At 64.6% G+C, this 26,982-nt stretch carries 27 protein-coding genes; all 27 read right to left on the minus strand.

Going from position 1 to position 26,982, the window contains the following annotated elements:
• Positions 1-9: 9 nt before the first annotated feature.
• Complete coding sequence (locus PSEMO_RS08270) at positions 10-2,256, minus strand: chemotaxis protein CheA (protein ID WP_075802625.1); 2,247 nt, start codon at positions 2,254-2,256, stop codon at positions 10-12.
• Between the two features lie 12 nt (positions 2,257-2,268).
• Positions 2,269-3,057 carry a protein phosphatase CheZ gene (locus tag PSEMO_RS08275; RefSeq protein WP_075802626.1) on the minus strand — a complete coding sequence of 263 codons (789 nt, stop codon included), beginning with the start codon at positions 3,055-3,057 and terminating at the stop codon, positions 2,269-2,271.
• Between the two features lie 18 nt (positions 3,058-3,075).
• The gene (locus PSEMO_RS08280; RefSeq protein ID WP_178391976.1) at positions 3,076-3,450 is read right to left on the minus strand and encodes a chemotaxis response regulator CheY; all 375 of its coding nucleotides are present in this window, start codon (positions 3,448-3,450) and stop codon (positions 3,076-3,078) included.
• 105 nt (positions 3,451-3,555) lie between these two features.
• Entirely contained in the window at positions 3,556-4,296 is a 741-nt protein-coding gene (gene fliA / locus PSEMO_RS08285; protein WP_075802628.1) for an RNA polymerase sigma factor FliA, read from the minus strand.
• Positions 4,293-5,126, minus strand: a complete 834-nt coding sequence (fleN, locus tag PSEMO_RS08290; protein ID WP_075802629.1) for a flagellar synthesis regulator FleN — start codon at positions 5,124-5,126, stop codon at positions 4,293-4,295. Before fleN ends, fliA begins: the two co-directional genes overlap by 4 nt.
• A 120-nt stretch (positions 5,127-5,246) precedes the next feature.
• Positions 5,247-6,560, minus strand: coding sequence for a flagellar biosynthesis protein FlhF (flhF, locus tag PSEMO_RS08295; RefSeq protein WP_075802630.1), 1,314 nt, complete (start codon positions 6,558-6,560; stop codon positions 5,247-5,249).
• An 11-nt stretch (positions 6,561-6,571) separates the two neighbouring features.
• On the minus strand, positions 6,572-8,701 hold the full coding sequence (gene flhA, locus PSEMO_RS08300) for a flagellar biosynthesis protein FlhA (protein WP_075802631.1): 2,130 nt from the start codon (positions 8,699-8,701) through the stop codon (positions 6,572-6,574).
• Positions 8,702-8,895: 194 nt separating this feature from the next.
• Positions 8,896-10,032, minus strand: coding sequence for a flagellar biosynthesis protein FlhB (gene flhB / locus PSEMO_RS08305; RefSeq protein WP_075802632.1), 1,137 nt, complete (start codon positions 10,030-10,032; stop codon positions 8,896-8,898).
• Positions 10,033-10,034: 2 nt separating this feature from the next.
• Positions 10,035-10,811, minus strand: a complete 777-nt coding sequence (fliR, locus tag PSEMO_RS08310; protein WP_075802633.1) for a flagellar biosynthetic protein FliR — start codon at positions 10,809-10,811, stop codon at positions 10,035-10,037.
• A 7-nt stretch (positions 10,812-10,818) separates the two neighbouring features.
• Entirely contained in the window at positions 10,819-11,088 is a 270-nt protein-coding gene (gene fliQ, locus PSEMO_RS08315; RefSeq protein WP_075802634.1) for a flagellar biosynthesis protein FliQ, read from the minus strand.
• Between the two features lie 16 nt (positions 11,089-11,104).
• Positions 11,105-11,857, minus strand: coding sequence for a flagellar type III secretion system pore protein FliP (gene fliP / locus PSEMO_RS08320; RefSeq protein WP_075802635.1), 753 nt, complete (start codon positions 11,855-11,857; stop codon positions 11,105-11,107).
• The gene (gene fliO / locus PSEMO_RS08325) at positions 11,857-12,318 is read right to left on the minus strand and encodes a flagellar biosynthetic protein FliO (RefSeq protein WP_075802636.1); all 462 of its coding nucleotides are present in this window, start codon (positions 12,316-12,318) and stop codon (positions 11,857-11,859) included. Before fliO ends, fliP begins: the two co-directional genes overlap by 1 nt.
• Positions 12,319-12,789: a flagellar motor switch protein FliN gene (gene fliN / locus PSEMO_RS08330; RefSeq protein WP_075802637.1), complete on the minus strand. Its 471-nt coding sequence runs from the start codon at positions 12,787-12,789 to the stop codon at positions 12,319-12,321. It lies immediately after the preceding gene.
• Between the two features lie 45 nt (positions 12,790-12,834).
• Positions 12,835-13,803 (minus strand): flagellar motor switch protein FliM, encoded by a 969-nt coding sequence (gene fliM, locus PSEMO_RS08335; RefSeq protein WP_075802638.1) that lies wholly within the window; start codon positions 13,801-13,803, stop codon positions 12,835-12,837.
• 9 nt (positions 13,804-13,812) lie between these two features.
• The gene (fliL, locus tag PSEMO_RS08340) at positions 13,813-14,313 is read right to left on the minus strand and encodes a flagellar basal body-associated protein FliL (RefSeq protein WP_075802639.1); all 501 of its coding nucleotides are present in this window, start codon (positions 14,311-14,313) and stop codon (positions 13,813-13,815) included.
• 187 nt (positions 14,314-14,500) lie between these two features.
• The gene (locus PSEMO_RS08345; protein WP_075802640.1) at positions 14,501-15,790 is read right to left on the minus strand and encodes a flagellar hook-length control protein FliK; all 1,290 of its coding nucleotides are present in this window, start codon (positions 15,788-15,790) and stop codon (positions 14,501-14,503) included.
• 98 nt (positions 15,791-15,888) lie between these two features.
• Positions 15,889-16,236 (minus strand): Hpt domain-containing protein, encoded by a 348-nt coding sequence (locus PSEMO_RS08350; protein WP_075802641.1) that lies wholly within the window; start codon positions 16,234-16,236, stop codon positions 15,889-15,891.
• A 27-nt stretch (positions 16,237-16,263) separates the two neighbouring features.
• Entirely contained in the window at positions 16,264-17,967 is a 1,704-nt protein-coding gene (locus tag PSEMO_RS08355; protein WP_075802642.1) for an ATP-binding SpoIIE family protein phosphatase, read from the minus strand.
• An 8-nt stretch (positions 17,968-17,975) separates the two neighbouring features.
• Entirely contained in the window at positions 17,976-18,281 is a 306-nt protein-coding gene (locus PSEMO_RS08360) for an STAS domain-containing protein (protein ID WP_075802643.1), read from the minus strand.
• Between the two features lie 94 nt (positions 18,282-18,375).
• Positions 18,376-18,828 carry a flagellar export protein FliJ gene (gene fliJ / locus PSEMO_RS08365; RefSeq protein WP_075802644.1) on the minus strand — a complete coding sequence of 151 codons (453 nt, stop codon included), beginning with the start codon at positions 18,826-18,828 and terminating at the stop codon, positions 18,376-18,378.
• Between the two features lie 6 nt (positions 18,829-18,834).
• Positions 18,835-20,193 carry a flagellar protein export ATPase FliI gene (gene fliI / locus PSEMO_RS08370; RefSeq protein ID WP_075802645.1) on the minus strand — a complete coding sequence of 453 codons (1,359 nt, stop codon included), beginning with the start codon at positions 20,191-20,193 and terminating at the stop codon, positions 18,835-18,837.
• Positions 20,183-20,974 carry a flagellar assembly protein FliH gene (gene fliH / locus PSEMO_RS08375; protein WP_075802646.1) on the minus strand — a complete coding sequence of 264 codons (792 nt, stop codon included), beginning with the start codon at positions 20,972-20,974 and terminating at the stop codon, positions 20,183-20,185. The genes fliI and fliH overlap by 11 nt, the downstream gene beginning before the upstream one ends.
• A gap of 107 nt (positions 20,975-21,081) precedes the next feature.
• Positions 21,082-22,101 carry a flagellar motor switch protein FliG gene (fliG, locus tag PSEMO_RS08380; RefSeq protein ID WP_075802647.1) on the minus strand — a complete coding sequence of 340 codons (1,020 nt, stop codon included), beginning with the start codon at positions 22,099-22,101 and terminating at the stop codon, positions 21,082-21,084.
• Positions 22,094-23,875 carry a flagellar basal-body MS-ring/collar protein FliF gene (gene fliF / locus PSEMO_RS08385; RefSeq protein WP_075802648.1) on the minus strand — a complete coding sequence of 594 codons (1,782 nt, stop codon included), beginning with the start codon at positions 23,873-23,875 and terminating at the stop codon, positions 22,094-22,096. Before fliF ends, fliG begins: the two co-directional genes overlap by 8 nt.
• A gap of 15 nt (positions 23,876-23,890) precedes the next feature.
• Positions 23,891-24,220, minus strand: coding sequence for a flagellar hook-basal body complex protein FliE (gene fliE, locus PSEMO_RS08390; protein ID WP_075802649.1), 330 nt, complete (start codon positions 24,218-24,220; stop codon positions 23,891-23,893).
• A gap of 118 nt (positions 24,221-24,338) precedes the next feature.
• Positions 24,339-25,736: a sigma-54-dependent transcriptional regulator gene (locus tag PSEMO_RS08395; protein ID WP_075802650.1), complete on the minus strand. Its 1,398-nt coding sequence runs from the start codon at positions 25,734-25,736 to the stop codon at positions 24,339-24,341.
• Entirely contained in the window at positions 25,733-26,926 is a 1,194-nt protein-coding gene (locus PSEMO_RS08400; RefSeq protein ID WP_075802651.1) for a sensor histidine kinase, read from the minus strand. The genes PSEMO_RS08395 and PSEMO_RS08400 overlap by 4 nt, the downstream gene beginning before the upstream one ends.
• Positions 26,927-26,982: the final 56 nt, after the last annotated feature.

A 26,982-nucleotide genomic window follows, 5' to 3' on the forward strand; every position in this document is an offset into this window, starting at 1 on the left:
CCGCCGGGATCAGATTCGCCGAGCGGCGTAACGCTTGAGCATGCTCGGTACATCGAGGATCAGCGCGATGCGCCCGTCACCGGTGATGGTGGCGCCCGACATGCCCGGGGTGCCCTGGAGCATCTTGCCCAGCGGCTTGATGACCACTTCTTCCTGGCCCACCAACTGGTCGACGACGAAGCCGATGCGCTGGGTGCCGACGGAAAGGATCACCACATGGCCTTCATGCTGCTCTTCGTGAGCGGCGGAACTGACCAGCCAGCGCTTGAGGTAGAACAGCGGCAGCGCCTTGTCGCGGACGATCACCACTTCCTGGCCGTCGACCACGTTGGTGCGCGACAGGTCGAGGTGGAAGATCTCGTTGACGTTGACCAGCGGGAAGGCGAAGGCCTGGTTGCCCAGCATCACCATCAGGGTCGGCATGATCGCCAGGGTCAATGGCACCTTGATGACGATCTTCGAGCCCTGGCCCTTGGCCGAGTAGATGTTGATCGAGCCGTTGAGCTGGGAAATCTTGGTCTTCACCACGTCCATGCCGACGCCACGGCCGGACACGTCGGAAATCTCGGTCTTGGTCGAGAAACCCGGGGCGAAGATCAGGTTGTAGCAGTCCGATTCGCTCAGGCGGTCGGCCGCATCCTTGTCCATCAGGCCCTTTTCCACGGCCTTGGCGCGCAGCACCGCCGGGTCCATGCCCTTGCCGTCGTCGGAGATGGACAGGAGGATATGGTCACCCTCCTGCTCCGCCGCCAGGATCACCTTGCCGCCACGGGGCTTGCCCGAGGCTTCACGTTCTTCAGGCGTCTCGACGCCGTGGTCGACCGCGTTGCGCACCAGGTGGACCAGCGGGTCGGCCAGGGCTTCGACCAGGTTCTTGTCGAGGTCGGTCTCTTCGCCGACCAGCTCCAGGGCGATCTCTTTCTTGAGCTGGCGGGCCAGGTCGCGAACCAGGCGCGGGAAGCGCCCGAAGACCTTCTTGATCGGCTGCATGCGGGTCTTCATGACCGCGGTCTGCAGGTCGGCAGTGACCACGTCGAGGTTGGACACGGCCTTGGACATGGCCTCGTCGCCGCTGTTCAGGCCCAGGCGGACGAGGCGGTTACGCACCAGCACCAGCTCACCGACCATGTTCATGATCTCGTCCAGCCGCGCGGTATCGACGCGCACGGTGGTTTCTGCCTCGCTGGCCGGCGGGTGCTTGTCGCCACCGGCAGCGGCAGGCGCGGCAGCCTGGCGCGCAGGTGCAGCGGCAGGCGCCGGCTTGGCCACGGGCGCCGGAACGGGCCTGGCGGCCGGCTTGGCCACGGCCGCAGCCGCAGGCGCCGCCGCGACCGGCGCAGCAGTGCCGCCCAGCGCATCGGCGGCGAACTTGCCCTTGCCGTGCAACTGGTCGAGCAGTGCTTCGAATTCGTGTTCGGTGATTTCGTCGCCACCCGCGGCAGCGGCAGGCAACGCGTCGACCGCGGCGACAGCGACCGCGTCCGGCAGCGCATCGGCAGAGAACGAACCCTTGCCGTGCAACTGGTCCAGCAGGGCCTCGAACTCGGCATCGGTGATTTCGTCGCTCGGCTCGGCGCTGGCCTCGCTATTGGCTTCGGCAACCGGCGCCGGCGCGCTGGCCGCCGACAGGTTGTCGGCGGCGAACTGGCCCTTGCCGTGCAACTGGTCGAGCAGGGACTCGAATTCGGCGTCGGTGATCTCGTCGCTGCCGGCGTCGGCGGCAGGCGCCTCGTCAGGCATGGCGCCGAGGGAATCGAGCAACTGCTCGAACTCACTGTCGGTGATATCACCCGAGGCCGCCACCGGCTCCGCGGCGGCGACCACGACAGGCTCGGGCGCGGCGACCGGCGCCGCCGGCGCGGCACCCGCAGGTTCGGCCAGGCGCGCCAGGGCGCCCAGCAACTCAGGGGTGGCCGGGGTGATATCGGTGCGCTCGCGCACCTGGCCGAACATGCTGTTGACCGTGTCCAGGGCTTCCAGGACCACGTCCATCAGTTCGGAATCGACCCGGCGCTCTCCCTTGCGCAGGATGTCGAAAACGTTCTCGGCGATATGACAGCACTCCACCAGCTCGTTGAGCTGGAGGAAGCCGGCGCCCCCTTTTACAGTGTGAAAACCGCGAAAGATTGCATTGAGCAGGTCCGCATCGTCCGGACGGCTTTCCAGCTCGACCAGTTGTTCGGACAGTTGCTCAAGAATTTCGCCGGCCTCTACCAGGAAATCCTGAAGGATTTCTTCATCGGCGCCGAAGCTCATCAAACGTGCTCCCTAAAAACCCAGGCTGGACAGCAGATCATCGACATCGTCCTGACCGGACACGACATCTTCACGTTTATCGGCATGAATCTGTGGTCCTTCACCCCGAGTCGGATGTTTACTTTCGTCTTTTTCAGCATGTAGCTCGCGGCGGTCATGCTCGATCCCGGCGAAGCGATCGACCTGGCTGGCCATCAACACCAGCTTGAGCAGGTTCTTCTCGACTTCGGTGACCAGCGAGGTCACCCGCTTGATCACCTGGCCGGTCAGGTCCTGATAGTCCTGGGCCAGGAGAATATCGTTGAAGTAGCCACTGACGGTGTGACTGTCCTCGACGCTGCGCGCCAGGAACCTGTCGACACGCTGGACCAGATCACGGAACTCCGACGCTGCCACTTCCCTGCGCATGAAGCGCTGCCAATCGGCGTGCAGCGCCTTGGCTTCGTCACCCAGCTCGTGGAGCACGGGCGTCCCTTGTTCGACCAGGTCCATGGTGCGGTTCGCCGCCGCCTCGGTGAGCTTGACCACATAGGCCAGGCGCTCGGTGGCGTCGGTGATCTGGGAAATTTCCTCGGCCTGCGGCATGTGCGTGTCGATCTGGAAACTGACGATCGCACTGTGCAGCTCGCGCGTGAGCTTGCCGACTTCCTGGTACAGGCCGCGGTCACGGGTCTGGTTCAGCTGATGGATCAGTTGCACCGCGTCGCCGAACTGGCCTCGCTCGAGGCTCTCGACCAGCTCCTGGGCATGTTTCTTCAGGGTGACTTCGAAGTCGCCCAAAGATGATTCTTTATGGTCCATAGCGCCCCCGTTCACGCATCAAGCGTTGACGCGTTCGAAGATCTTTTCGATTTTCTCTTTCAGCACCTGGGCGGTGAAAGGCTTCACGACGTAGCCGTTGACCCCGGCCTGGGCGGCTTCGATGATCTGCTCGCGCTTGGCTTCGGCGGTCACCATCAGCACCGGCAGGTGCTTCAGGCGCTCGTGTGCACGGACGGTGCGCAGCAGGTCGATACCGGTCATGCCCGGCATGTTCCAGTCGGTGACCAGGAAGTCGAAATTACCGCTTTCAAGCATGGGTAGCGCGGTCGTGCCGTCATCCGCCTCGGACGTGTTGGTGAAGCCCAGGTCACGCAGCAGGTTCTTGATGATCCGCCGCATCGTCGAAAAGTCGTCGACGATGAGGATTTTCATATCTTTGTTCAATTAGACCTCCAAGCAGTCTTTAACGCGCCCAGCGCTGAGCGCGCATTCAATCAATTCCGGCTACCACGTTGTCACGACTGCATCGAACCAGGTTCAACGCGCCCGCCACTCCCCCAGCCGGCTGCGCAGACGGGCCGCGCACTGGCTATGCAACTGGCTGACGCGCGATTCGCTGACCCCCAGGACCTCACCGATTTCCTTGAGGTTCAGCTCTTCGTCGTAGTACAGGGCCAGGACCAGACGCTCGCGTTCCGGCAGGTTGGCGATGGCATCGGCCAAGGCTACCTGGAAGCGCTCGTCTTCCAGATCGCGCGAAGGCTCGAGCTGGGCACTGGCACCATCCTCGTGCAGCCCTTCATGCTCGCCGTCCTGCAACAGGTCGTCGAAACTGAACAGGCGGCTGCCCAAGGTATCGTTCAAAATCCCGTAGTAATCATCGAGACTCAATTGAAGTTCGGCAGCAACCTCGTGATCTTTAGCGTCACGGCCGGTTTTTGCTTCAATTGCACGAATCGCGTCGCTGACCATGCGGGTATTGCGGTGTACCGAGCGCGGTGCCCAGTCGCCTTTACGGACTTCGTCGAGCATGGCGCCGCGGATACGGATGCCGGCATAGGTCTCGAAACTGGCGCCCTTGCTCGAGTCGTACTTGTTCGAGACTTCGAGCAGGCCGATCATCCCGGCCTGGATCAGATCCTCCACCTGCACACTGGCCGGCAAGCGCGCCAGCAGGTGGTAGGCGATACGCTTGACCAGCGGTGCATAGCGCTCGATCAGCTCGTACTGGGCGTCACGCGAAGACTTGCTGTACATCCGGTAGCCGCTGGCGTTCATAGCACGGGTCCTGCACTGGTCGGCTGTACCAGACGCTCGACGAAGAACTCCAGGTGGCCGCGCGGGTTGGCCGGCAGCGGCCAGGTATCGACCTTCTGGGCGATCGCCTTGAACGCCAGCGCGCACTTGGAACGCGGGAAGGCTTCATAGACCGCTCGCTGCTTCTGCACAGCCTTGCGCACGCACTCGTCGTAGGGCACGGCACCGACGTATTGTAGGGCGACATCGAGGAAGCGATCCGTGACCTTGGTCAACTTGGCGAACAGGTTGCGCCCTTCCTGCGGGCTTTGCGCCATGTTGGCGAGGACGCGGAAACGGCTCATGCCGTAGTCGCGGTTGAGCAACTTGATCAGGGCATAGGCGTCGGTGATCGAGGTGGGTTCGTCGCAGACCACCAGCAGGACTTCCTGGGCCGCACGGACGAAGCTGACCACCGAGTCACCGATACCCGCGGCGGTGTCGATCACCAGCACGTCGAGGTTGTCGCCGATTTCGCTGAAGGCCTGGATCAGGCCGGCGTGCTGGGCCGGGGCCAGGTGCACCATGCTCTGGGTGCCCGACGCTGCCGGAACGATGCGCACGCCGCCGGGCCCCTGCAGGAGCACGTCGCGCAGCTCGCAGCGGCCTTCGATGACGTCGGCCAGGGTGCGTTTGGGGGTGAGCCCGAGCAGTACGTCGACATTGGCCAGGCCAAGGTCGGCGTCCAGCAGCATGACGCGACGGCCGAGCTCGGCCAGTGCCAGCGAGAGGTTCACCGACACGTTGGTCTTGCCAACGCCACCTTTGCCGCCGGTCACGGCGATCACCTGTACGGGATGCATGCTACCCATATTTGTTCTTTACCTTGTCTTGCTTAGACCGAGGCCACATGACGGGACGCGCTGGCGACAACCTTGAGCTGCCACGCGAACCCTGTGATGTAGGTACTTTGCAACTGATACATCTCCACCTCAGCCGACTCGCTTGCCGTCACTGTGGTACAGGTCGGCGAACATGTCGGCCATGGCCTCCTCGCTCGGATCGTCCTGCATCTGCACACTCACCGCGCGGCTCACCAACTGGTGCCGCCGCGGCAGGTGCAGGTCGTCAGGAATGCGCGGGCCATCGGTGAGATAGGCCACCGGCAGTTCCTGGTTGATCACCAGGCTGAGGACTTCTCCCAGGCTGGCGGTTTCATCGAGTTTGGTCAGGATGCAACCGGCCAGGCCGCAGCGCTTGTAGCTGTGGTAGGCGGCGGTCAGCACCTGCTTCTGGCTGGTAGTGGCCAGGACCAGGTAGTTCTTGGCATGGATGCCACGGCCAGCCAGGGTTTCCAGCTGCATGCGCAGGGCCGGGTCGCTGGCCTGCAGGCCGGCGGTGTCGATCAGTACCACGCGCTTGCGCAGCAGCGGCTCCAGCGCCTGGGCCAGGGACTGGCCGGGGTCGACGTGGGTCACCGAGACGTTGAGGATGCGGCCCAGGGTCTTGAGCTGCTCCTGCGCGCCGATGCGGAAACTGTCCATGCTCACCAGGGCCAGGTTCTGCGCGCCGTACTTGAGCACGTAGCGTGCGGCGAGCTTGGCCAGGGTGGTGGTCTTGCCCATGCCGGCCGGGCCGACCATGGCGATCACCCCGCCCTCCTCGATCGGTTCGACTTCCGGGACGTGGATCATCCGCGCCAGGTGCGCCAGCAACATGCGCCAGCCGTGGCGTGGGTCGACGATCTCCTGGGTCAGGTCGAGCAGGTCGCGGGCCAGCGGACCGGACAGGCCGATGCGCTGCAGGCGGCGCCAGAGGTTGGCCTGGTGTGGCTTGGCGCCTTGCAGCTGGGTCCAGGCCAGGGAGCCGAGCTGGACTTCCAGCAGCTCGCGCAGGCCCGACAGCTCGGAGCGCATGGAATCGAACAGGCGCCGGTCGATGGCCGAAGGCGCCGGGGCCGCCGGAGCCGGTGCGGGCTCTTCGTGGCGCGCCTCGACCAGCGGCTCGGAGGCGGTCAGCGGCAGGCCGGCGAACAACTGGCGATTGCCGGTCTCGGTATCGTCGCGGGTGTTCAGCTCGGCCTGGGCGGTGGCGATGCGCGACTGGGTCTTGCGCAGCTCGTCTTCCAGCTCGGCGTTGGGCACCCGTGGCGCCAGGGCGGACAGCTTGTAGTCCAGCGCAGCCGTCAGCTCGACACCGCCAGCAATCCGTCGGTTGCCGATGATGGCGGCGTCGGCCCCCAGCTCATCGCGAACCAGCTTCATGGCCTGACGCATATCGGCGGCGAAAAAACGCTTAACTTGCATAACCCACTACCTCAGCCGTTGGGGCCCACTGTGGCAACGATGGTGACTTGCTTGTTGTCAGGTATTTCCTGATACGCCAAAACATGCAAATTCGGTACGGCCAGGCGACCGAAACGCGAGAGCATCTGCCGGATCGGTCCTGCTACCAGCAGGATGGCCGGCTGACCTTGCATCTCCTGACGCTGGGCAGCCTCGATCAGCGAACGCTGAAGCTTTTCAGCCATGCTTGGCTCAAGAAGAACACCGTCTTCCTGACCTTGCCCGGCCCTTTGCAGACTATTGAGCAAAATCTGTTCCAACCTTGGCTCAAGGGTGATCACAGGCAGCTCGGACTCAGTGCCGACAATGCTTTGCACGATAGCGCGACACAATCCGACGCGGACCGCGGCGACCAGCGCGGCGGTATCTTGACTCTTGCTCGCATTGTTGGCGATCGCCTCGGCGATACTGCGGATATCCCTGACGGGAACCTGTTCCGCCAACAGGGCCTGGAGCACTTTCAACAGGCCGGACAGGGGCAGGACCCCCGGGACGATTTCTTCCGCCAGTTTCGGCGAGCCCTTGGCCAGCACCGCCAGCAACTGCTGGACCTCTTCATGGCCGATCAGCTCGTGGCAGTGCTTGTAGAGAATCTGGTTGAGGTGGGTGGCGACCACGGTACTGGCATCCACCACTGTGTAGCCCAGGGACTGCGCCTGGCTGCGCTGGGCCACGTCGATCCACACCGCCTCCAGGCCGAAGGCCGGGTCCCGTGCGGCAATGCCGTTGAGGGTGCCGAACACCTGGCCCGGGTTGATGGCCATTTCCCGCTCGGGGAAGATCTCCGCCTCGGCCAGGATCACGCCCATCAGCGTCAGGCGGTAGGTACTCGGCGCCAGGTCGAGGTTGTCGCGGATATGCACGGTGGGCATGAGGAAGCCGAGATCCTGGGAGAGCTTCTTGCGCACGCCCTTGATCCGCGCCAGCAACTGGCCGCCCTGGTTGCGGTCGACCAGGGGAATCAGGCGGTAGCCCACTTCCAGGCCGATCATGTCGATCGGGGTCACGTCGTCCCAGCCCAGTTCCTTGGTTTCGGCGGCGCGCGACGGCGACGGCAGGGCTTCCTGCTGGCGCTGGAGCTCCTGGGCGACCTTGACCTTGACCTGGTTCTGCTTCTTCCACACCAGGTAAGCGCCGCCGGCGGCCATCAGGCCGAGGCTGAGGAACGCGATATGCGGCATGCCCGGGACCAGGCCCATGACGATCATGATCGCCGCGGACACCGCCAGGGCCTTCGGCGAATCGAACATCTGCCGGTTGATCTGCTTGCCCATGTCTTCCGAGCCGGAAGCACGGGTCACCATGATCGCCGCAGCGGTGGACAGCAGCAGCGATGGCAGCTGCGCCACCAAACCGTCACCGATGGTCAGCAGGGCGTAGACCCGGCCGGCATCGCCGAAGGTCATGCCGTGCTGGACCATGCCGATGGCCATGCCGCCGATCAGGTTGATGAAGAGGATCAGCAGGCCGGCGATGGCGTCACCGCGGACGAACTTGCTGGCACCGTCCATGGAACCGTAGAACTCGGCTTCCTGGGCCACTTCGGCGCGGCGGGCCTTGGCCTGGTCCTGGTTGATCAGGCCGGCGTTGAGGTCGGCGTCGATGGCCATCTGCTTGCCGGGCATCGCGTCGAGGGTGAAGCGCGCGCTCACCTCGGAGATGCGTCCGGCACCCTTGGTCACCACCACGAAGTTGATGATCATCAGGATCGCGAACACCACGATACCGACCACGTAGTTGCCGCCGATGACCACGTCGCCGAAGGCCTGGATCACCTTACCGGCAGCGGCGTGACCGTCGTGGCCGTGGAGCAGGACCACCCGCGTCGAGGCGACGTTCAGCGCCAGGCGCAACAGGGTCGCCACCAGCAGGATGGTGGGGAACGCGGCGAAGTCCAGGGGGCGCAGGGCGTAGACGCAGACCAGCAGGACCACGATCGACAGGGCGATGTTGAAGGTGAAGAACACGTCCAGCAGGAACGGCGGGATCGGCAGCATCATCATGGCAAGCATGATCAGCAGCAGTACCGGCACCCCGATATTGCCCCGGCCCAGGCTGCCAAGGTTGCTGCGCGCGCTGTTGATTAACTGAGAGCGGTCCACCGGTCTTCCTCTTCAAGCAAAACTTTGACGCCACGCAGGCGCTTGGCGCTGCTCTTTGCAAGAAGCTTTCCAACTTTGCGGTGAACATGAGGGCCCCATCGCTGGCAAGCCAGCTCCCACAGGGACCGCGTGCACCGCCAAACCCTGTGGGAGCTGGCTTGCCAGCGATGAGGCCCGGGAGAACGATAGAGAAATCAGGAATCGCGCCGCAGGTCCGGCGGAATCGGCAGGTCCTTGAGCGGCTCCGGCGCCTTGCCCTTGCCCGCCTGGTACTGGCGGATCTGATAGACATAGGCCAGCACCTGGGCCACGGCGAGGTACAAGCCGGCCGGAATCTCCTCCTCCAGCTCGGTGGAGTAGTAGATCGACCGCGCCAGCGCCGGCGATTCCAGCAGCTGGATATTGTTCTGCACGGCGATCTCGCGGATCTTCAGGGCAATGAAATCCGTACCCTTGGCCAGCAACAACGGCGCCGAGCCCTTCTCCGGGTCGTACTTGAGCGCCACCGCATAGTGGGTCGGGTTGGTGATGATCACGTCGGCCTCGGGCACCGCCGCCATCATCCGCCGCTGGGAAATCTCGCGCTGCACCTGGCGAATGCGCTGCTTGACCTCGGGCTTGCCCTCGGTGTCCTTGTATTCGTCGCGCACTTCCTGCTTGGTCATCATCAGCTTCTGCTTGGCCTGCCAGAGCTGGATCGGTACGTCCACCGCAGCGATCAACAGCAACCCGCAGGCCATCCACATGGCGCTCCAGCCGACCACCTGGACGCTGTGGATGATCGCCTGGTCGATCGGCTCGTTGGCGATCGCCAGCAGGTCGTCGCGATCGGCCGAGAGCACCGCCAGCGCCACGATCAGGATCACACTGAACTTGGCGATGGCCTTGAGCAACTCGACCAGCGAGTGCACCGAGAACATCCGCTTGATCCCCGCCAGCGGGTTCATCCGGCTGAATTTCGGTGCCAGGGTGCCGGTGGCGAACAACCAGCCGCCCAGGGCGATGGGCCCGAGCAACGCGGCCAGCAACAGCACCAGCAGCACCGGCTGGGTCGCGAGGATCGCCAGCTTGCCCGAAGCGAGCAGGAAGATGCCCATGTAGCGCTCGTCCATCAGCACTTCGCGGGACAGGCTGAAGTTGCTGCGCATGATCTCCATCAGCGCCTCGGCCAGGTAGCCGCCGAACGCCAGCAGCCCCCCTGCCCCGGCAATCATCACGGCAACCGTGTTGAGCTCCTTGGAACGGGCGATCTCGCCCTTCTCCCGGGCGTCCGTCTTGCGCTTGTCCGTGGGGTCTTCTGTCTTGTCCTGACCGCTATCGCTCTCTGCCATGCTCAGCGCGCCCGTGCCAGTTCACGCAGCCATTGCAGCGCTTCGGACGCCAACGACTGGTAGTGGGAAAGAATGTCCGCCAGGCCGACCCAGAACAGCACCATGCCGATCACCAGGGTCAGCGGGAAACCGATGGAGAAGATGTTCAATTGTGGCGCGGCCCGGGTCATCACGCCAAAGGCGATGTTGATCACCAGCAGCGAGGTGATCACCGGCAACACCAGCAGCAGCGAGGCGCCGAGCACCCAGCCCATGCGCCCGACCAGGTCCCAGAAGTGATTGACCATCAGCCCGCTGCCCACCGGCAGGGTGGTAAAGCTTTCGGTGAGCACTTCGAAGACCACCAGATGGCCGTTCATCGCCAGGAACAGCAAGGTCACCAGCATGGTCAGGAACTGGCTGATCACCGTGGTATTGACGCCGTTGGCCGGGTCGACCATGGAGGCGAAGGCCAGGCCCATCTGGATCGCGACGATCTGCCCGGCGATCACGAAGGCCTGGAAGAACAGTTGCAGGGACAGGCCGAACAGCGCGCCGATGATGATCTGCTCGCCCACCAGCAGCATGGCGCTCATGTCCAGCGCCTCGACCGGCGGCATCGGTGGCAGCGCCGGAACGATCACCACGGTAATGGCCACGCCGAAATACAGGCGGATGCGCTGCGGCAACAACGAGGTACCGAACACCGGCATGGTCATCAGCACCGCCAGCACGCGAAACAGCGGCAGGATGAAACTGGCCACCCAGGTGGAGATCTGCGTGTCGGTCAGTTCGAGCACGGCGGGGTCAGCCGATCAGCTGCGGGATGCTGCCGTACAGGTTCAGGATGTACTCCATGAACTTCTGCACCAGCCAGGGCCCGGCGACGATCAGGGTGACCAGCATCACCAGCAGGCGCGGGAGGAAGCTCAGGGTCTGTTCGTTGATCTGGGTGGCGGCCTGGAACATCGCCACGATCAGGCCCACCAGCAGGCTCGGGATCACCAGCACCGCCACCATCAGGGTGGTCAGCCACAGGGCATCGCGGAACAGGTCGACTGCGACTTCTGGGGTCATCTTGTTCTCCCGGGCGCTAAACGCCGCCGAAACTGCCGGCCAGCGTGCCGATGATCAAGGCCCAGCCATCCACCAGGACGAACAGCATGATCTTGAACGGCAGGGAAATGATCAGCGGCGACAGCATCATCATACCCATGGCCATCAGCACACTGGCCACCACCAGGTCGATGATCAGGAACGGGATGAAGATCATGAAGCCGATCTGGAACGCGGTCTTCAGCTCCGAGGTGACGAAGGCCGGGACCAGGATGGTCAGCGGCACCTGGTCGGGCCCGGCGATGTCGGTGCGCTTGGACAGGCGCATGAACAGGTCGAGGTCGCTTTGCCGGGTCTGCGCCAGCATGAAGTCCTTGAGCGGCACCTGGGCCTTTTCCAGGGCCTGTTGCGCGGTCAGGGTTTCGGACAGGTAGGGCTGCAGGGCATCGCGGTTCACCCGGTCGAACACCGGGCCCATGATGAACATGGTCAGGAACAGCGCCAGGCCGATGAGGATCTGGTTCGACGGGGTCTGCTGCAAGCCCAGGGCCTGGCGCAGGATCGAGAAGACGATGATGATCCGGGTGAAACTGGTCATCAGGATGACGAACGCCGGGATGAAGCTCAGCGCGGTCATGATCAGCAGGATCTGCAGGCTGACCGAGTACTCCTGCTGGCCGTTCGCCCCGTTGGACAGGGTGATCGCCGGGATCGACAGCGGATCGGCAGCCAGGGCCATTGGCGCGGCCAGCAGCAACAGCAGCGTCAACATCGTTCGCAATGCGGCCATCAAGGCTTGTCCTTCTGGTCCTTGCCCAGCAGTTCCATCAGGCGCTGGGCGAATTCCGGGGTGGCCGGACGGGTGCTGGCCGGCGCCGCGACGGGCGCGCTCATGACATGCAGGGTGGTCAGGCTGCCGGGGGTATGGCCGACGAGGATCTGCTCATCGCCCACCTGCACCAGCAACAGGCGGTCACGGGGGCCGACCTGGCGGCTGCCGACCACCTGGATCAACTGGTTGGCGTTGGGCGCGGCGTTCTGCACCCGGCGCAACAGCCAGGCGAGGAAGAAGATCAGCCCCAGCACCAGCAGCAGGCCGAGGACCAGTTGGGTCAGTTGGCCGGCCACGCTACCGGAAGTCGCCGGCGCCACCGGGGCCGCCGCCGGGGCAGCCCCCACGGTGGCGGCCAGGCCCAGCGGCAGCCAGCACAGGCTGGCTGCGGCCGTCAGCAGAGCAAGAAAACGCTTCACTCAGCGCAGCTTCTTGATACGTTCGCTCGGGCTGATCACGTCGGTCAGGCGGATGCCGAACTTCTCGTTGACCACCACCACCTCGCCATGGGCGATCAGCGTGCCGTTGACCAGCACGTCCAGCGGCTCGCCGGCCAGGCGGTCGAGCTCGATCACCGAGCCCTGGTTGAGCTGCAGCAGGTTGCGGATGCTGATTTCGGTGCTGCCCACTTCCATGGAGATGTTCACCGGGATGTCAAGGATCACGTCCAGGTTCGGACCTTCGAGGCTGACCACCTCGTTCGGACGCGGCGAGCTGCCGAACTCTTCCATCGGCAGACGGCTCGCGCCGCCGCCGGAGGCACCGCTGTCGCCGGCCATCAGCGCGTCGATATCGGCCTGGCCGCCGTCGCCGCTTTCGTTCAGGGCAGCGGCCCACTCATCGGCCAGCGCCTGCTCTTCCATCGAAGTAATGTCGTTTTCGTTAGCCATCTTGTCCTCGACAAGCAATCAAATCGGTTAATGAGGGTCGGGCGATCAGCGCCGCTCGATCGGCGCCTTGATCTGCAGGGCCAGGGTGCCTTTGTGCGAGCCCAGGCTGGCCTTGAACGACGGCACGCCGTTGGCGCGCACCACGAGATCTTCCGGCAGTTCCACGGGAATCACGTCACCCGGCTGCATGTGCAGGATGTCGCGCAGCTTCAACTGGCGACGGGCAACGGTCGCACTGAGCGGCACGCTGACGTCCAGGACGTCTTCGCGCAGGGCCTTGACCCAGCGCTCGTCCTGGTCGTCGAGGTCGGACTGGAAACCGGCATCGAGCATCTCGCGCACCGGCTCGATCATCGAATACGGCATGGTCACGTGCAGGTCGCCGCCGCCGCCGTCGAGTTCGATATGGAAGGTGGACACCACTACCGCCTCGCTCGGGCCGACGATGTTGGCCATGGCCGGGTTGACCTCGGAGCTGATGTACTCGAAGTTGACCGGCATGATCGCCTGCCAGGCTTCCTTGAGGTCGACGAAGCACTGGTCGAGGACCATGCGCACCACGCGCAGCTCGGTCGGGGTGAACTCGCGGCCCTCGATCTTGGCGTGACGGCCGTCGCCGCCGAAGAAGTTGTCCACCAGCTTGAACACCAGCTTGGCGTCGAGGATGAACAGCGAGGTGCCGCGCAGCGGCTTGATCTTCACCAGGTTGAGGCTGGTCGGCACGTACAGCGAGTGCACGTATTCGCCGAATTTCATCACCTGCACACCACCCACCGCCACGTCGGCGGAGCGCCGCAGCAGGTTGAACATGCTCACGCGGGTGTAGCGGGCGAAACGCTCGTTGATCATTTCCAGGGTCGGCATGCGACCACGGACGATCCGGTCCTGGCTGGTCAGGTCATAGCTTTTGACGCTGCCGGGATCGGCACTGGATTCGGTTTGCACCAGGCCATCGTCGACGCCATGCAAGAGGGCATCGATCTCATCCTGGGACAGCAGGTCCTGCACGGCCATCTTCGGCTCCTACTGCAATACGAAATTGGTGAACAGCAACTGGTCGATGACCAGCTTGCCGACTTCCTTCTGCGCCACTTCCTGGACACTGGCGGTGGCCTTCTGACGCAGCATTTCCTGGCCGACCGGCGTCGCCAGCGTCTCGAAGGACTGCCCGGAGAAGAGCATGACCAGGTTGTTGCGGATCACCGGCATGTGCACCTTCAGGGCATCCAGTGCGGCCTGGTCGCGGGCCTGCATGGTGATGCTCACCTGCATGTAGCGCTGGCGGCCGTTCTGGTTGAAGTTGGCGACGAAGGCCGGCGCCATCGACTCGTAGATGGCCGGCTGCTTGACGTTGGCCGCAGCGGCAGCCGGCTCCGCGGCCGGTTTGCTGTCGGACTTGTGCAGGAAGAACCAGGTCGCGCCCACGGAAAGGCCGATCGCCAGCAGCAGCGCCAGGACCAGCAGCAGGATCAGTTTCAGTTTGCCTTTAACGGCGGGGTCTTTGACTGCTTCGCTCTTCGCCATGCCAATAATCCGTCACTTACAGGAGGTTTGTTCCACTATGGCGTGTGGGCGAGCAAGTGTTATGCCAGTTTCAGGAAGCAACGGGCCGCCACGGACCCTGTGGGAGCTGGCTTGCCAGCGATGACGGCGGTGAATTCACCATCGCAATCGCTGGCAAGCCAGCTCCCACAGGGCTCCGCGTCAGCTTTTAAACGACGTAGTCGACGGTGCTGGAGCCGATGACGGTCTGCGGTTCTACCGCAGCAACATCACTTTCCACGGTCTCGGCATTGCGCCGCCCCGCTACGCCACTCATCTTCGGCGAATCATCCTGGGTGCCGTTCTGCTGCTGGCGTTGCTGGTCGGCGACGTTCACGTCCGGTTGGGCCAGGCCCTGCTGGTTGAACAGCTCGCGCAGGCGGTGCACCTGGCCTTCGAGGGCATCGCGCACCCCGGCATGACCACTGGCGAAGGTGATCTGGGTCGCGTCGGCGGCCATGTTCACCTTGATATCCAGCCGCCCGAGTTCCTTGGGCTCCAGCTGGATATCGGCGGACTTGAGGTTCTGGCTGGACAGGTACATGACCCGGTTGACCAGGCCCTCGGTCCAGCCGCCCTGATTCATCGCCAGCGGCTGATGCAACGGCGCAGGCGCCACGGCATTGGCGGTCTTCGGCGTGGCGGCCTGGGTCAGGCTGGCCAGGCGGTTGGCGAAATCATCGACCCGGGTGTCACTGCTGGCGCCCTTGAGGTCCTTGAGACCATCGTCGATCAGGCCGGCAAAGGCCTTGTCGCCGCTTTCGGTCTGCCCGGCATCGGCGTCAGCCGACTGCAGCATCTGCGCCAGTGTATTGACAGCCGGTTGCTGGGCCTGGGCGCCCTCCTGGCCCGAGGTCTTGCTGGCATGGGCGGACGTGGTGCCCTGGGCCTGGGCATTCTGCTCCAGGGCCAGGCGCAGCACCGGCAGGTCGGCCAAAGCATCGCCATCCGGATCAAAGCTTTCCTCGTCGGCGGCAGGTGACGCGATGGCCGGCAGCGGCGACTGGGTGGCGGCCTGGATCACCGGCGCCATGGTCTGCGCCTGGGCCTGGAGCAATTGCGCGCCCTGGGTCGCGTCGGTCAATTGACCGGCAACCAGGCTGGCATCCAGCGACGGCTGGGCATCGGCGACATCGCCAGCGTCGACGGCCGGGTCGGCAGACCCGGCCTGGACGTCGCGCTCGTCAGGCAATTGTTTGCCGCCATCGGCAACCCTGGCGGAATCATGGCCATCTGCCTTGCCGCTGTTTGCCGCCGATTTGTCGACGCCATCACGCTCCCGGGCCGGCGTGTCGACCTTGTTGCCGGCCACGTCGCGGGATTGCTGCGAGTAGACCTTGGAAAAGTCCGGGCCCTTGTCGGTCAGGCCTTGCGTGGCCTTGTCCAGGGTGCTGGCCTGGCTCCGCGTGCTCTTGGCGGCGGCACTGGATTGCAGCAACGGGTTTGATGCGACGGGCATGAAAAAGGTCTCCGCTACAGAAGCTCGTCATCACGAATAGCGAAGCCTACGCAAAAGTCGCGCCAGGTTGCTCCCGACGCGACCTTGGGGAAAGGAATTCAGCTGACCTGCACGCGCTTGCATTCATCGCGGAAGATCTTGCGAACCTCGACGAACTCACGGCGGACCTCGTTGATCAGGTGTTCGATGGCAAACAGCGAATGGTTGTGCACCCGCTCCTCCACCTGCCGGCACAGCTCGGCCAGTTCATGGGCGCCCATATTGCTGGCGCTGCCTTTGAAGCTGTGCGCCGCCAGGCGCAACCCCTCGGCATCGCGCGCGCGATAAAGACTTTCCAGCCGCCCTTCGGAATCGTAAAGGAAGGTTTCCAGCAGTTTGAGATAGTCGTCCCCCATGACGTCCTGGAGGTCGCTCAACACCTTGCGGTCAACATGAGAATCGGACACTTGTTCACTCCTTGATCAAGGTTGCGATTATGCCAGAGCATCCCAGGCGAACTCCACGCGCGCCCGCCGCCCGCCATCGCTCCATTCGGCATGCCGGCTCAGGCGCCGGACCAGATTCAGGCCACGCCCGCTCAGGCGCTGTTCGGCAGCCGGCGGTCCCTGCACTTTACCCATATCGAAGCCAACACCGCTGTCTTCGACGTCAATAATGAGACGCCCGCCTCCCTTCCAGGGTTCCACCCGCAGATTCAGCCGGACATAACCGCTGTCCAGGACCTGCAGGCGTCGGTTGCGCTCTTCGTAATAGGCGGTGAAACCCAGGGCATCGCGCTTGAGCGCGGAGTCCAGTTGCAGCACGCCATGTTCGAGGGCATTGGAGTACAACTCGGCGAGCACGCTGTACAGGGCGCCACTCTGCTTGCGCAGGCCATGTACTTCCTGCAGCACCTGCATCAACCAGGGCAGCGGGTTGAACCGTTTCAGGGTCTGGGCGCGAAACTCGAAGGACAGCGACCAGTCCAGCGGGCTCGACTGGCCGCTGTCGGAGTAGATCAAGGGCGGCGGCAACACCTGCTCCGGGGCGACCACGCTGATCTCCAGCATGCTGACGTCGTCCCGCGAGCGCCCGCGGAAGCCTTCCAGGGCCTGCAGCACATCCTCGAACAGATGCTGCGGGTCGAGGTTGTCGGCGAACACCTGCTTCAGACGCTCCACCCCGAACAACTGATCGTTGTCGTCGCAGGTATCCACCACCCCATCGGTCAGCAGGAACAGACGGTCGCCCATGGCCAGGGGCAGGACATCGGTACGCTCGTCGAAGCGCTCGGCCGACAGTACGCCCAGCGGCAGGTGCCGCGACACCAGGGGCAAGGGTTTGCCACCAGCCACCGGCAACAGGTAACCATCCGGCATGCCGCCGTTCCACACCTCCACCAGGCGCCGCTCGAAGCTCAGGTTGAGCAGCAGCGCGCAGCAGAACATGTCCACCGGCAGGATGCGCTTGAGCTTGGCATTCATCTCGCGCAGGATCGCCGGCAGGCCGTAGCCCTTGGCGGTCATGCCGTGGAACACCTCGGCCAGGGGCATGGCCCCCACCGCCGCCGGCAGGCCATGGCCGGTGAAATCGCCGAGCAGTACATGCATCTCCCCGGTCGGGGTATAGGCAGCCAGCAACAGGTCGCCGTTGAACAGCGCATAGGGCGATTGCAGGTAGCGGATATTCGGCGAGCCGAGGCAGCCGGCATGGGCGATCTGGTCGAACACCGCCTTGGCCACGCGCTGTTCGTTAAGCAGATGATTGTGATGCAAGGCGATCTGGTCGCGCTGCTCCAGCACCGTGGCCTGCAAGCGCCGCAGACGATCCATGGCCTTGATCTTGGCAGCCAGCACCACCGGGCTGTAGGGCTTGGCGAGAAAGTCGTCGCCGCCCGCCTCCAGGCAGCGTACCAGGGCGGCGTCTTCGGTCAGGGAGGTGAGGAAGATGATCGGCACCAGCTCTTCGCCGGCCAGCGCCTTGATTTGCCGCGCCGCCTCGAAACCGTCCATCACCGGCATGACCGCGTCCAGCAACACCAGTTGCGGGCGCTGCTCGGCGAACAGGGCCACGGCCAGCTTGCCGTTCTCCGCGGTCAGCACCTTGTGCCCCTGCTTGCGCACGATGGTCGCCAGCAACAGGCGGTCGGTGGCGCCATCCTCGGCGATCAGCACAGTCAGGGTATGCCCGTCGCTCATGCTGGCGCTCAAGTGATATCGAAGAGTTTTTCGAAGTTGGAGATCGCCAGGATCTTGCGCACATCGGAGTTGGTGTTGATCACCCGGATATCGGAATTGTCGCCGCCGGCATGGTCGCGCAGCAGCAGGAGCATGCCCAGGGCCGAGCTGTCGAGGTAGGTCGCGTCGCGAAGGTCGACATCGAAGCTGTCGGGGCGCACCGACGTGCGCTCGTAGGATTCGCGAAATTCCTGATGCTTGCCGAAATCGAAACGGCCCTTGATGCGGATCGTCAGCTTTTTCCCGTCCTGGGACAACTCGGTTTCAACAGCCATGTCGGCGCTTCCTTCGAAGGTGGCGAGTGCGGTCCTCTAGAAGGTTTAGCAGGCACTGCCAAGGGCGGCAAGGCGCGCCGACCAGTGCGCGGGGTCAGAAGCGGTCGTGCCGTGGCAGACGCTGCGAGAGCTCGTCGAGCAGCTTCTGCTCGCGCTTGTCCTCGAGCATCCGGGCTTCCTCGATATAGCGCTGGACCAGCTTGCGCAGGCCCTCGACCCGGGCATAGGCCTCCTGCCAGGTGCCACGGGCGCTGTTGAGATTGTTCTGGTGCCAGACCAGGCTCTGGTGCTGCTGCGCCACCGCCGTGTCGAGCTGGCCGAGAAAGCGCTGGAAACCCACCAGCCACTTGCCCGACACGCCCTGGCTGCCGCGCTGCATCCATTGCTGCTGGTAATCGCTGCGGAACTGGTCGAGTTCGGCGAGCTTGGCCTGGGCCTGGTTGACCTGCTGCTGGAAGTGCCCGAGGCGCTGGGCGGCCTTGCGCTCGGCGTCCTCGGCCATTTCCACTACCGGGGCCAGGCGGGCAGCACGACTGGGCTGGGCCATGGTCTATCAGCCCGCGGTCAGCGGGGTGAACACCGCTGCCAGTTGCTCGCGGCTCTGCTCCTGGCTGACGTTTTCGTTCAGCCCCTGGCGCAGGTAATGCACGAGGCGCGGTTGCAGGGAAATGGCCAGGTCGGTTTCCTTGTCGCCGCCGGCGACATAGGCGCCGACGCTGATCAGGTCGCGGCTCTGCGACAGGCGCGACCACAGCTGCTTGAACGACTGGGCCTGGGTCATCTGCTCGGGCGTGACCACCTGCGGCATGACCCGGCTGATGGACGCCTCGATGTCGATGGCCGGGTAATGCCCCTCCTCCGCCAGGCGCCGCGACAGGACGATATGGCCGTCGAGCACACCCCGCGCCGAGTCGGCGATCGGGTCCTGCTGGTCATCACCCTCGGACAGCACGGTATAGAAAGCGGTGATCGAACCACCACCGGCCTCGCCGTTACCGGCGCGCTCCACCAGCTTGGGCAGCTTGGCGAACACCGAAGGCGGATAACCCTTGGTCGCCGGCGGCTCGCCGATGGCCAGGGCGATTTCCCGCTGGGCCTGGGCAAACCGGGTCAGGGAGTCCATCAGCAACAGGACATTCTTGCCCTTGTCGCGGAAATACTCGGCGATCCGCGTGCAGTACATCGCCGCACGCAGGCGCATCAGCGGCGCATCATCCGCCGGCGAGGCCACCACCACCGAGCGCTTGAGGCCCTCGGTGCCGAGGATGTGCTCGATGAACTCCTTTACCTCGCGACCCCGTTCGCCGATCAGCCCGACCACGATGATGTCGGCCTCGGTAAAGCGGGTCATCATCCCCAGCAACACCGATTTACCCACACCGGTACCGGCGAACAGGCCGAGACGCTGGCCGCGGCCGACGGTGAGCAGGCCGTTGATGCTGCGGATGCCGACGTCGAGCGGCTGGCTGATGGGATCACGGTTCAGCGGGTTGATGGTCGGGCCGTCCATCGGCACCCAGTCCTCGGCCTTCATCCCGCCCTTGCCGTCGAGGGCGCGGCCGGCACCGTCCAGCACCCGGCCGAGCATGCTCATGCCCATGGGCAGGCGGCCGCTGTCATCCAGCGGCACCACCCGCGCCCCCGGGGCGATCCCGGCGACGCTGCCCACCGGCATCAGGAACACCTTGCCGCCGGCAAAGCCCATGACTTCGGCCTCGACTTCCACCGGGTGGTAGCTGTCGTCGTTGATGACCATGCAGCGGCTGCCAATGGCGGCGCGCAGGCCCTCGGCCTCCAGGGTCAGGCCGACCATGCGCAGCAGGCGGCCTTCCACCACCGGCTGGCCGGGCAGGCGGATGGCGTCGGCGTAGGTGCCCAGACGCTTGGCAAAACTGGTGCGATCAAGGCGCATCGCTGGTTTCCGTTTCCCCTGCCGGCACCTTGGGCGGGTCCTGCAGTTCGATATGCAGGTCCGGCTCGGCCGGGTGCAGGCCCTGGTCATGCAGTTGGTCGAACAGTTGCTTCACTGCCTTTTCGACACGGGTTTCCATGGTCGCGTCGATACGACTGTGGGCGGTTTCGATCCAGCAGCCACCCGGCTGCAGGGAATCGTCTTCGAGCAGGCGCCAGTTTTCCTCATGGCGGGCACGCAGGGCCTTGGCCAGTTCGAAATCCTGGGGATTGAGGTGAATGCGGATGTTCTCGGCGCCCATGGGCAGCAGTTTCAGGGCTTCACGCAGGACATGGGTGATCTGGCTGGAATCGGTTTTCAGCTCGCGACCGATGACTTCCCGGGCAATGTGGTTGACCAGGTGCACCAGGTGCTTCTCGATCTGCGCATCCTGCTCGGCAATAGGCTCCAGCAGATGCCCCATCAACTGCTCCAGGCTTTGCAGGCGGGCATTCAGGGCCACCTCGGCTTCCTGCCGGACCTTGAGCTGGGTGCTGTGGAAACCCTCGCGCTCGCCGGTGGCGAAGCCTTCGTTGTAGGCCTCCTGGCGGATGCTTTCGAGCTCTTCGAGGGTCAGTGGCTGGACTTCCTCCAGCGGGACTTCCTCGACCACTTCTTCCGGCTCGGGCTCGGGTTCCGGCGCAGGCTCCGGCTCCGGGTCGAAACTGGGCAGCGCCCAGCGATCGAACCCCTCGAGGTCGCGGGCGCGGATCAGTTCACTGAGATGTTCGTTGGTCGACATGATTCCATGCGCTCAAAAGTCGGTTTACGGATGATCCAAGCCCAGGCGGGCCACGGCAAGGGCTGCCTGGCAATCGGCGCCGGCCCGCAAGGGCCGGCGCCGATGCATCAGATCATCTCTTCGGCACCTTTGCCGCCCAGCACGATCTCGCCGGCTTCGGCCATGCGGCGGGCGATGGTGAGGATTTCCTTCTGCGCGGTCTCGACGTCGCTGACACGAACCGGGCCCTTGGCCTCCAGGTCGTCGCGCAGCAGCTCCGAGGCACGCTTGGACATGTTCTTGAAGATCTTGTCCTTGACCTTCTCGTCGGCGCCCTTGAGCGACACCACCAGCACATCGGAAGACACTTCGCGCAACAGCGCCTGGATACCGCGGTCGTCGACATCGGCCAGGTTGTTGAAGACGAACATGAGGTCTTCGATCTGCTCGGAGAGGTCGCCGTCGATCTCGCGGATCGAGTCCATGAGCTGGCCTTCGACCGAACTGTCGAGGAAGTTCATGATGTCTGCAGCGCGCTTGATACCGCCCAGGGTGGTACGGGCGGCATTCGAGTTGCCGGAGAACTGCTTCTCGAGGATCTGGTTGAGTTCCTTCAGCGCCGCCGGCTGCACGGTGTTCAGCGACGAGACGCGCAGGATGATGTCCAGGCGCACCTTGTGGTCGAAGTTGCCGAGGACTTCACCGGCCTGGTCCGGATCGAGGTACGCGACGACGATCGCCTGGATCTGCGGGTGCTCGTAACGAATCACGTCGGCGACGGCGCGGGGTTCCATCCACTTCAGGCTGTCCAGGCCGCTGGTGTTGCCACCCAGCAGGATCCGGTCGATCAGGCCGTTGGCCTTGTCCTCGCCGAGGGCCTGGGTCAGCATCTTGCGGATGTAGCCATCGGAGCCGACGCCCAGGCTGGTCTGGTCGCCGACGATCTCGACGAACTCGCTCATCACCTGCTCGACCTGCTCGCGATGGACGTTGCCCATCTGCGCCATGGCCACGCCTACGCGCTGGACCTCTTTCGGCCCCATGTGCCGCAGTACCTGCGCGGCGTCGGTCTCGCCCAGCGACAGCAACAGGATGGCTGCCTTGTCGACGCGGGTGAGCTTGGAAGTCAGGGCTCGATTGTCACTCATCGGCGTTGATCCACTCTTTCACGACCTGGGCCACGCGACCCGGGTCTTCTGCCACCAGACTCTTGATAGCGTTGAGCTGGGCGTCATAACCCTCGCTCGGACTAGGCAAGAGGATGCTTTGCGGACCACCCAGGCTGACACGGTCGCTCGGCATATCGCCGTCCAGACCGATCATGCCACCCAGCTCCATGTCGCTGTCGCTGCCACTCGACTGCCTGCCGCCGCCGGTGATGTTGTTGAGCACCGGACGCAGCACGCCGAACACCAGCACGAGGATGAACAGCACGCCGAGCACTTGCTTGACGATGTCCCAGAACCACGGCTGCGAATAGAACGGGATCTCGGCGATGGCCTCGCCACGGTCGGCGGCGAACGGCACGTTGATCACGCTGACGCTGTCGCCACGGCTGGCATCGAAGCCCACCGCGTCCTGGACCAGGCGGGTGAAGCGCGACAGGTCCTCGGCGCTCCACGGCACCGTGGTGGTGTTGCCGTTGGCCGGGTCGATCTTGACCTGGTCATCGACCACCACCGCCACCGACAGGCGGGTCAGGCGACCCTGCTGCTGGCGGGTGTGGCTGATGGAGCGGTCAAGCTCGAAGTTCTTGGTCGACTGCACGCGCTTGTCCGACGGATACGGCGCGAGCATCGGCTGGCCGGTGGCCGGGTCCATGACCTGCTGGCCATTGGCGTCGAGCAGTGGCTGGCCGGGCTGGATCGCTGCAGTTGCACCCGCAGCACCACCGGTGGTCTGCGGCGCAGTGGCCGGACCTGGCGGCTGATTGCTCAGGGCGCCCGGCACACCTTGCGGGCCGGAACTGCTGGAACGCTGTTCGTTGACCGACTGCTCGCTGCGCAGGGCCGGCTGGTCCGGGTTGAACTGCTCGGCGGTGGATTCGACGGCACTGAAGTCCACGTCGGCGGACACTTCGGCCTTGTAGCGGTCGTTGCCCAGCACCGGCTGCAGGATGTTGTGCACCCGTTGGGTCATCAGCCCTTCCATGCGCCGGGTGTAGTCGAACTGCTTGCCGGCGACGGTGAGCTCGGTGTTTTCCAGCTGGCTGGAGAGCAGGTTGCCCTTCTGGTCGACCACGGTGACCTGGGACTTGTCCAGTTCGGGAACGCTGGTCGCCACCAGGTTGACGATGGCCATGACCTGGCCGGCTTCGAGGGCGCGACCTGGATACAGCTCGACCAGAACCGAGGCACTCGGCTTGCGCTCGTCGCGCACGAACACCGAGCTTTTCGGGATGGCCAGGTGCACGCGGGCAGCCTTGACGTTGCTCAGGGAGGACACGGTACGCGCCAGCTCGCCTTCCAGGCCGCGACGGTAGCGGGTGGCTTCCATGAACTGGCTGGTGCCGAGACCCTGTTCCTTGTCGAGGATCTCGAAGCCGACGTTGCCGTCGCTCGGTGCCACACCGGCGGCGGCCAGCTTCAGGCGGGCACGGGAAATGTCCTCGGCCTTGACCAGCAATGCACCGGAATTGGGCTCGACGTTGTAGGGGATGTCTGCGGCGGCCAGGGTTTCCATGACCTGCTTGGTGTCCATGCCGGAGAGGCTGCCGTACAGCGGACGGTAGTCCGGCTGCTGCGACCAGAGGACCACGGCGAAGCCGATGGCCACGCTGGCGGCCAGGCCGACCAGCAGGCCGATCTGGCGCAGCATGGGCATCTGCGAAATGTTTTCCAGGAACGACATGCCGAACAGCGGCGGTTTGGGCGCTGGCGGGCTGCCCTTGGCGGGCACGTTATCGACGACTGCATCGGCCATGAATCAAATCCCGCCTTAAACCGGCATCTGCATGATGTCTTGATACGACTGGACCAGCTTGTTGCGCACCTGCGTCAGGGCCTGGAACGAGACGCTGGCTTTCTGCGAGGCGATCATCACGTCGGTCAGGTCGACGCCGCTCTTGCCGATTTCGAAGGCATTGGCCAGTTGGGTGGAGGCCTGCTGGGTCTCGCTGACCTTGTTGATCGCCTGGCCGAGCATATCGGCGAAGTTGCTCTGCCCCAGTTCCGCTGGCGCCTGCACGGCCTTCGGTGCCGACATGGCTTCCGCCTGCATGGCACGCATGTCCAGCATCAACCGATTGAATTCAACACCTTGGCTCATGAACTTCTCTCTCCGGGGGCCCGCATTTTTTTGACACTCACGCTGCGGCTGGTACAGGACATAGCAACAAGAGTGCCAGCTAGGCCCGACGATTATGCAAAACGATCAGCGACATCCTTCAAAGCCCCGTGGCATAAAGGCTGGCCTCGACATCCAGGCCCGCATCACGCATTTGTGCCAATTTGTAACGCAAGGTCCGCGGGCTGATGCCCAAACGCTCCGCGGCCTCCTTGCGGCGACCACGCTCGGCGCGAAGGGTGTCGATGATCATCTGGAATTCATGCCGGCGCAAGTCGTCTCCGAGCCCGCCAGCGTCCTCCGTTGCCGCCACCGCCGGCATCGCCGCAGGCCGCGCAGGCTGTGACGTTGGCGCCAGCGCGGGAAGCACACCGGCGAGGCAGAAATCCGCTGCCGCGATCACCCCGCCCTGCTGCAGGATCAGCGCCCGCTGGATCGCATTGTCCAGCTCGCGCACGTTGCCCGGCCATGGATAACCCTGCAGGCAGGCCTTGGCTTCATCGGAGAGCCTAACCGGTGCGTGCTTCATTTTATTGACGTGGCGCAAGAGCAGGCGCTCGGCCAATGGCAAAATATCGGCGCTCCGTTCTCTCAACGGCCGCCAGGCCAGGGGGAACACCGACAGGCGATAGAACAGGTCTTCACGGAAACGCCCTGCCGCCACTTCGCCAGCCAGGTCGCGGTTGGTGGTGGCGACCACCCGGATATCCAGGGGTATCGGCTTGCGCCCGCCGACCCGCTCCACTTCCCTCTCCTGCAGAACCCGCAGCAGCTTGGCCTGCAGGCCCAGGGGCATCTCGGAAATCTCGTCCAGCAGCAACGTGCCACCGTCGGCCTGCTCGAACTTGCCCGCCTGGGCGGCGATAGCCCCGGTGAACGAACCCTTTTCATGGCCGAACAGCGTGGCTTCGAGCATGTTGTCGGGGATCGCCGCGCAATTGATGGCGACGAAGGCCTGCTCGGCCCGTGGCGACTGCTGGTGAATGTAGCGGGCAAGGACTTCCTTGCCGGTGCCCGACTCGCCGGAAATCAACACCGTGGAATCACTGCGGGCGACCCGCGCGGCCAGTTCCAGCAACTGCGCGCTGGCCGGCTCCCGGGCTACCGGACCTTCGGCATCAGCGCCACTGGCAGCGCCGAGGGCGTGGCGGGCGACCAGCTCCAGCAGCGCCTTCGGCTCGAACGGCTTGACCAGGTAATCGGCGGCACCCTGACGGATCGCATCCACTGCCCGCTCTACGGCCGCGTGGGCGGTCATCAGCAGTACCGGCAAGTGCGGCTGGCTGGCACGCAGCCGGGCAAGCAACTGGTGGCCGTCCATGCCCGGCATGTTGACGTCGCTGACCACCAGGCTGAAGGACTCGCCGGCCACCATCTCCAGCGCTTGCTCGGCGGAGCCCGCAGCACGCCAGGTGAAACCGCCCAGTTCCAGGGTGTCACCCAGCGCCTCGCGTAGCGCACGGTCGTCCTCGACCAGCAGCACCTTGATCCGGCTCATGCGTCACCGCCAATCAGCGGCAGGCTGACGATGGCGCAGGTGCCGCGCCCCTTGCGCGAACGCAGGTGCAACTCGCCCTGATGGGCCCGGGCCACCGCCGTGACCACCGCCAGGCCAAGCCCGGTGCCGGTGGCCTTGGTGGTCAGAAACGGTTCGCCGAGCCGGCGCAGCAGGTCGGTGTCGATACCACTGCCGGCATCGCTGATGCACAGGCGCAACGTGGTACCACGACGGTACAGGTGGATCTTCAGACGGGCGCAACCGGCGCTGGCCTGCAAGGCGTTTTCCAGCAGATTGAGCAGCGCGCCAACCAGGGTGTCGCGGTTGCACAGCAACTCGCCCAGGTGACTGTCGCACTGCCAGCGCACATTGTGCCCATGAACCTGGGTCTGCGCCGCCTGCTGCAGGGCCTGGAACAACGCTTTCGGGGTCAGGCGGTCGGTCAGCGGCAGCTCGCCACGGGCGAACACCAGCATGTCGCGGACCTGGTGCTCCAGCTCGTGCAGGCGCTCCTTGAGGCTGCCGGCGAAACGCTGGCGGGTCTCCAGCGGCAGGTCCTGCTCGCTCAGATGACTGGCGTAGAGCATGGCGGTGGAGAGCGGCGTGCGGATCTGGTGGGCCAGCGACGCGACCATCCGGCCCAGGGTCGACAGGCGTTCGTGGCGGGCCAGTTGGTCCTGCAGACGGCGGGTTTCGGTCAGATCGTTGAGCAGCACCAACTGCCCCGGCTCGGCATCCAGCGAGCGCGTTGAAATCGACAGCCGGCGCCCATCGCGCAGGGAGATCTCGTGACCGTCATCTTCGCGGGGGGCAAAACTGCGGGCGATCACCTGCCGCCACAGCTCGCCGACCAGGGGCTCGCCCAGCAGCTCGCAGGCCGCCGGGTTGGCTTCACGCACCAGCCCGTGGCCATCGATCACGATGACGCCGCCAGGCAACAGGGCCAGCAGGTTCTGCAGACGGTTGGCCAGGCGCTCCTTCTCTGCCAGCTCGGTCATGCGCTGGGCACTGACCACTGCCAGCTCACCCTTGAGCTCGGTGACCCGGGCTTCGAGCAGGTTGTAGGACTGGCTGAGCTGGCTGGACATCTGGTCGAACAGGGCAAACGCCTGCTCCAGGCCGACACGGCTCTGCTGCTCGGCAGCGTCCGCGCGTTGCGGCTCGGGGGAATTGATGGCGGCGTGGGGCATCGTGCTCTCTCGCATGGCTTACCGTCATAAAACGGTATGTTGAGAGCGGTATAGCA

Source organism: Pseudomonas putida (assembly GCF_001941965.1).
GTDB lineage: Bacteria > Pseudomonadota > Gammaproteobacteria > Pseudomonadales > Pseudomonadaceae > Aquipseudomonas > Aquipseudomonas putida_L.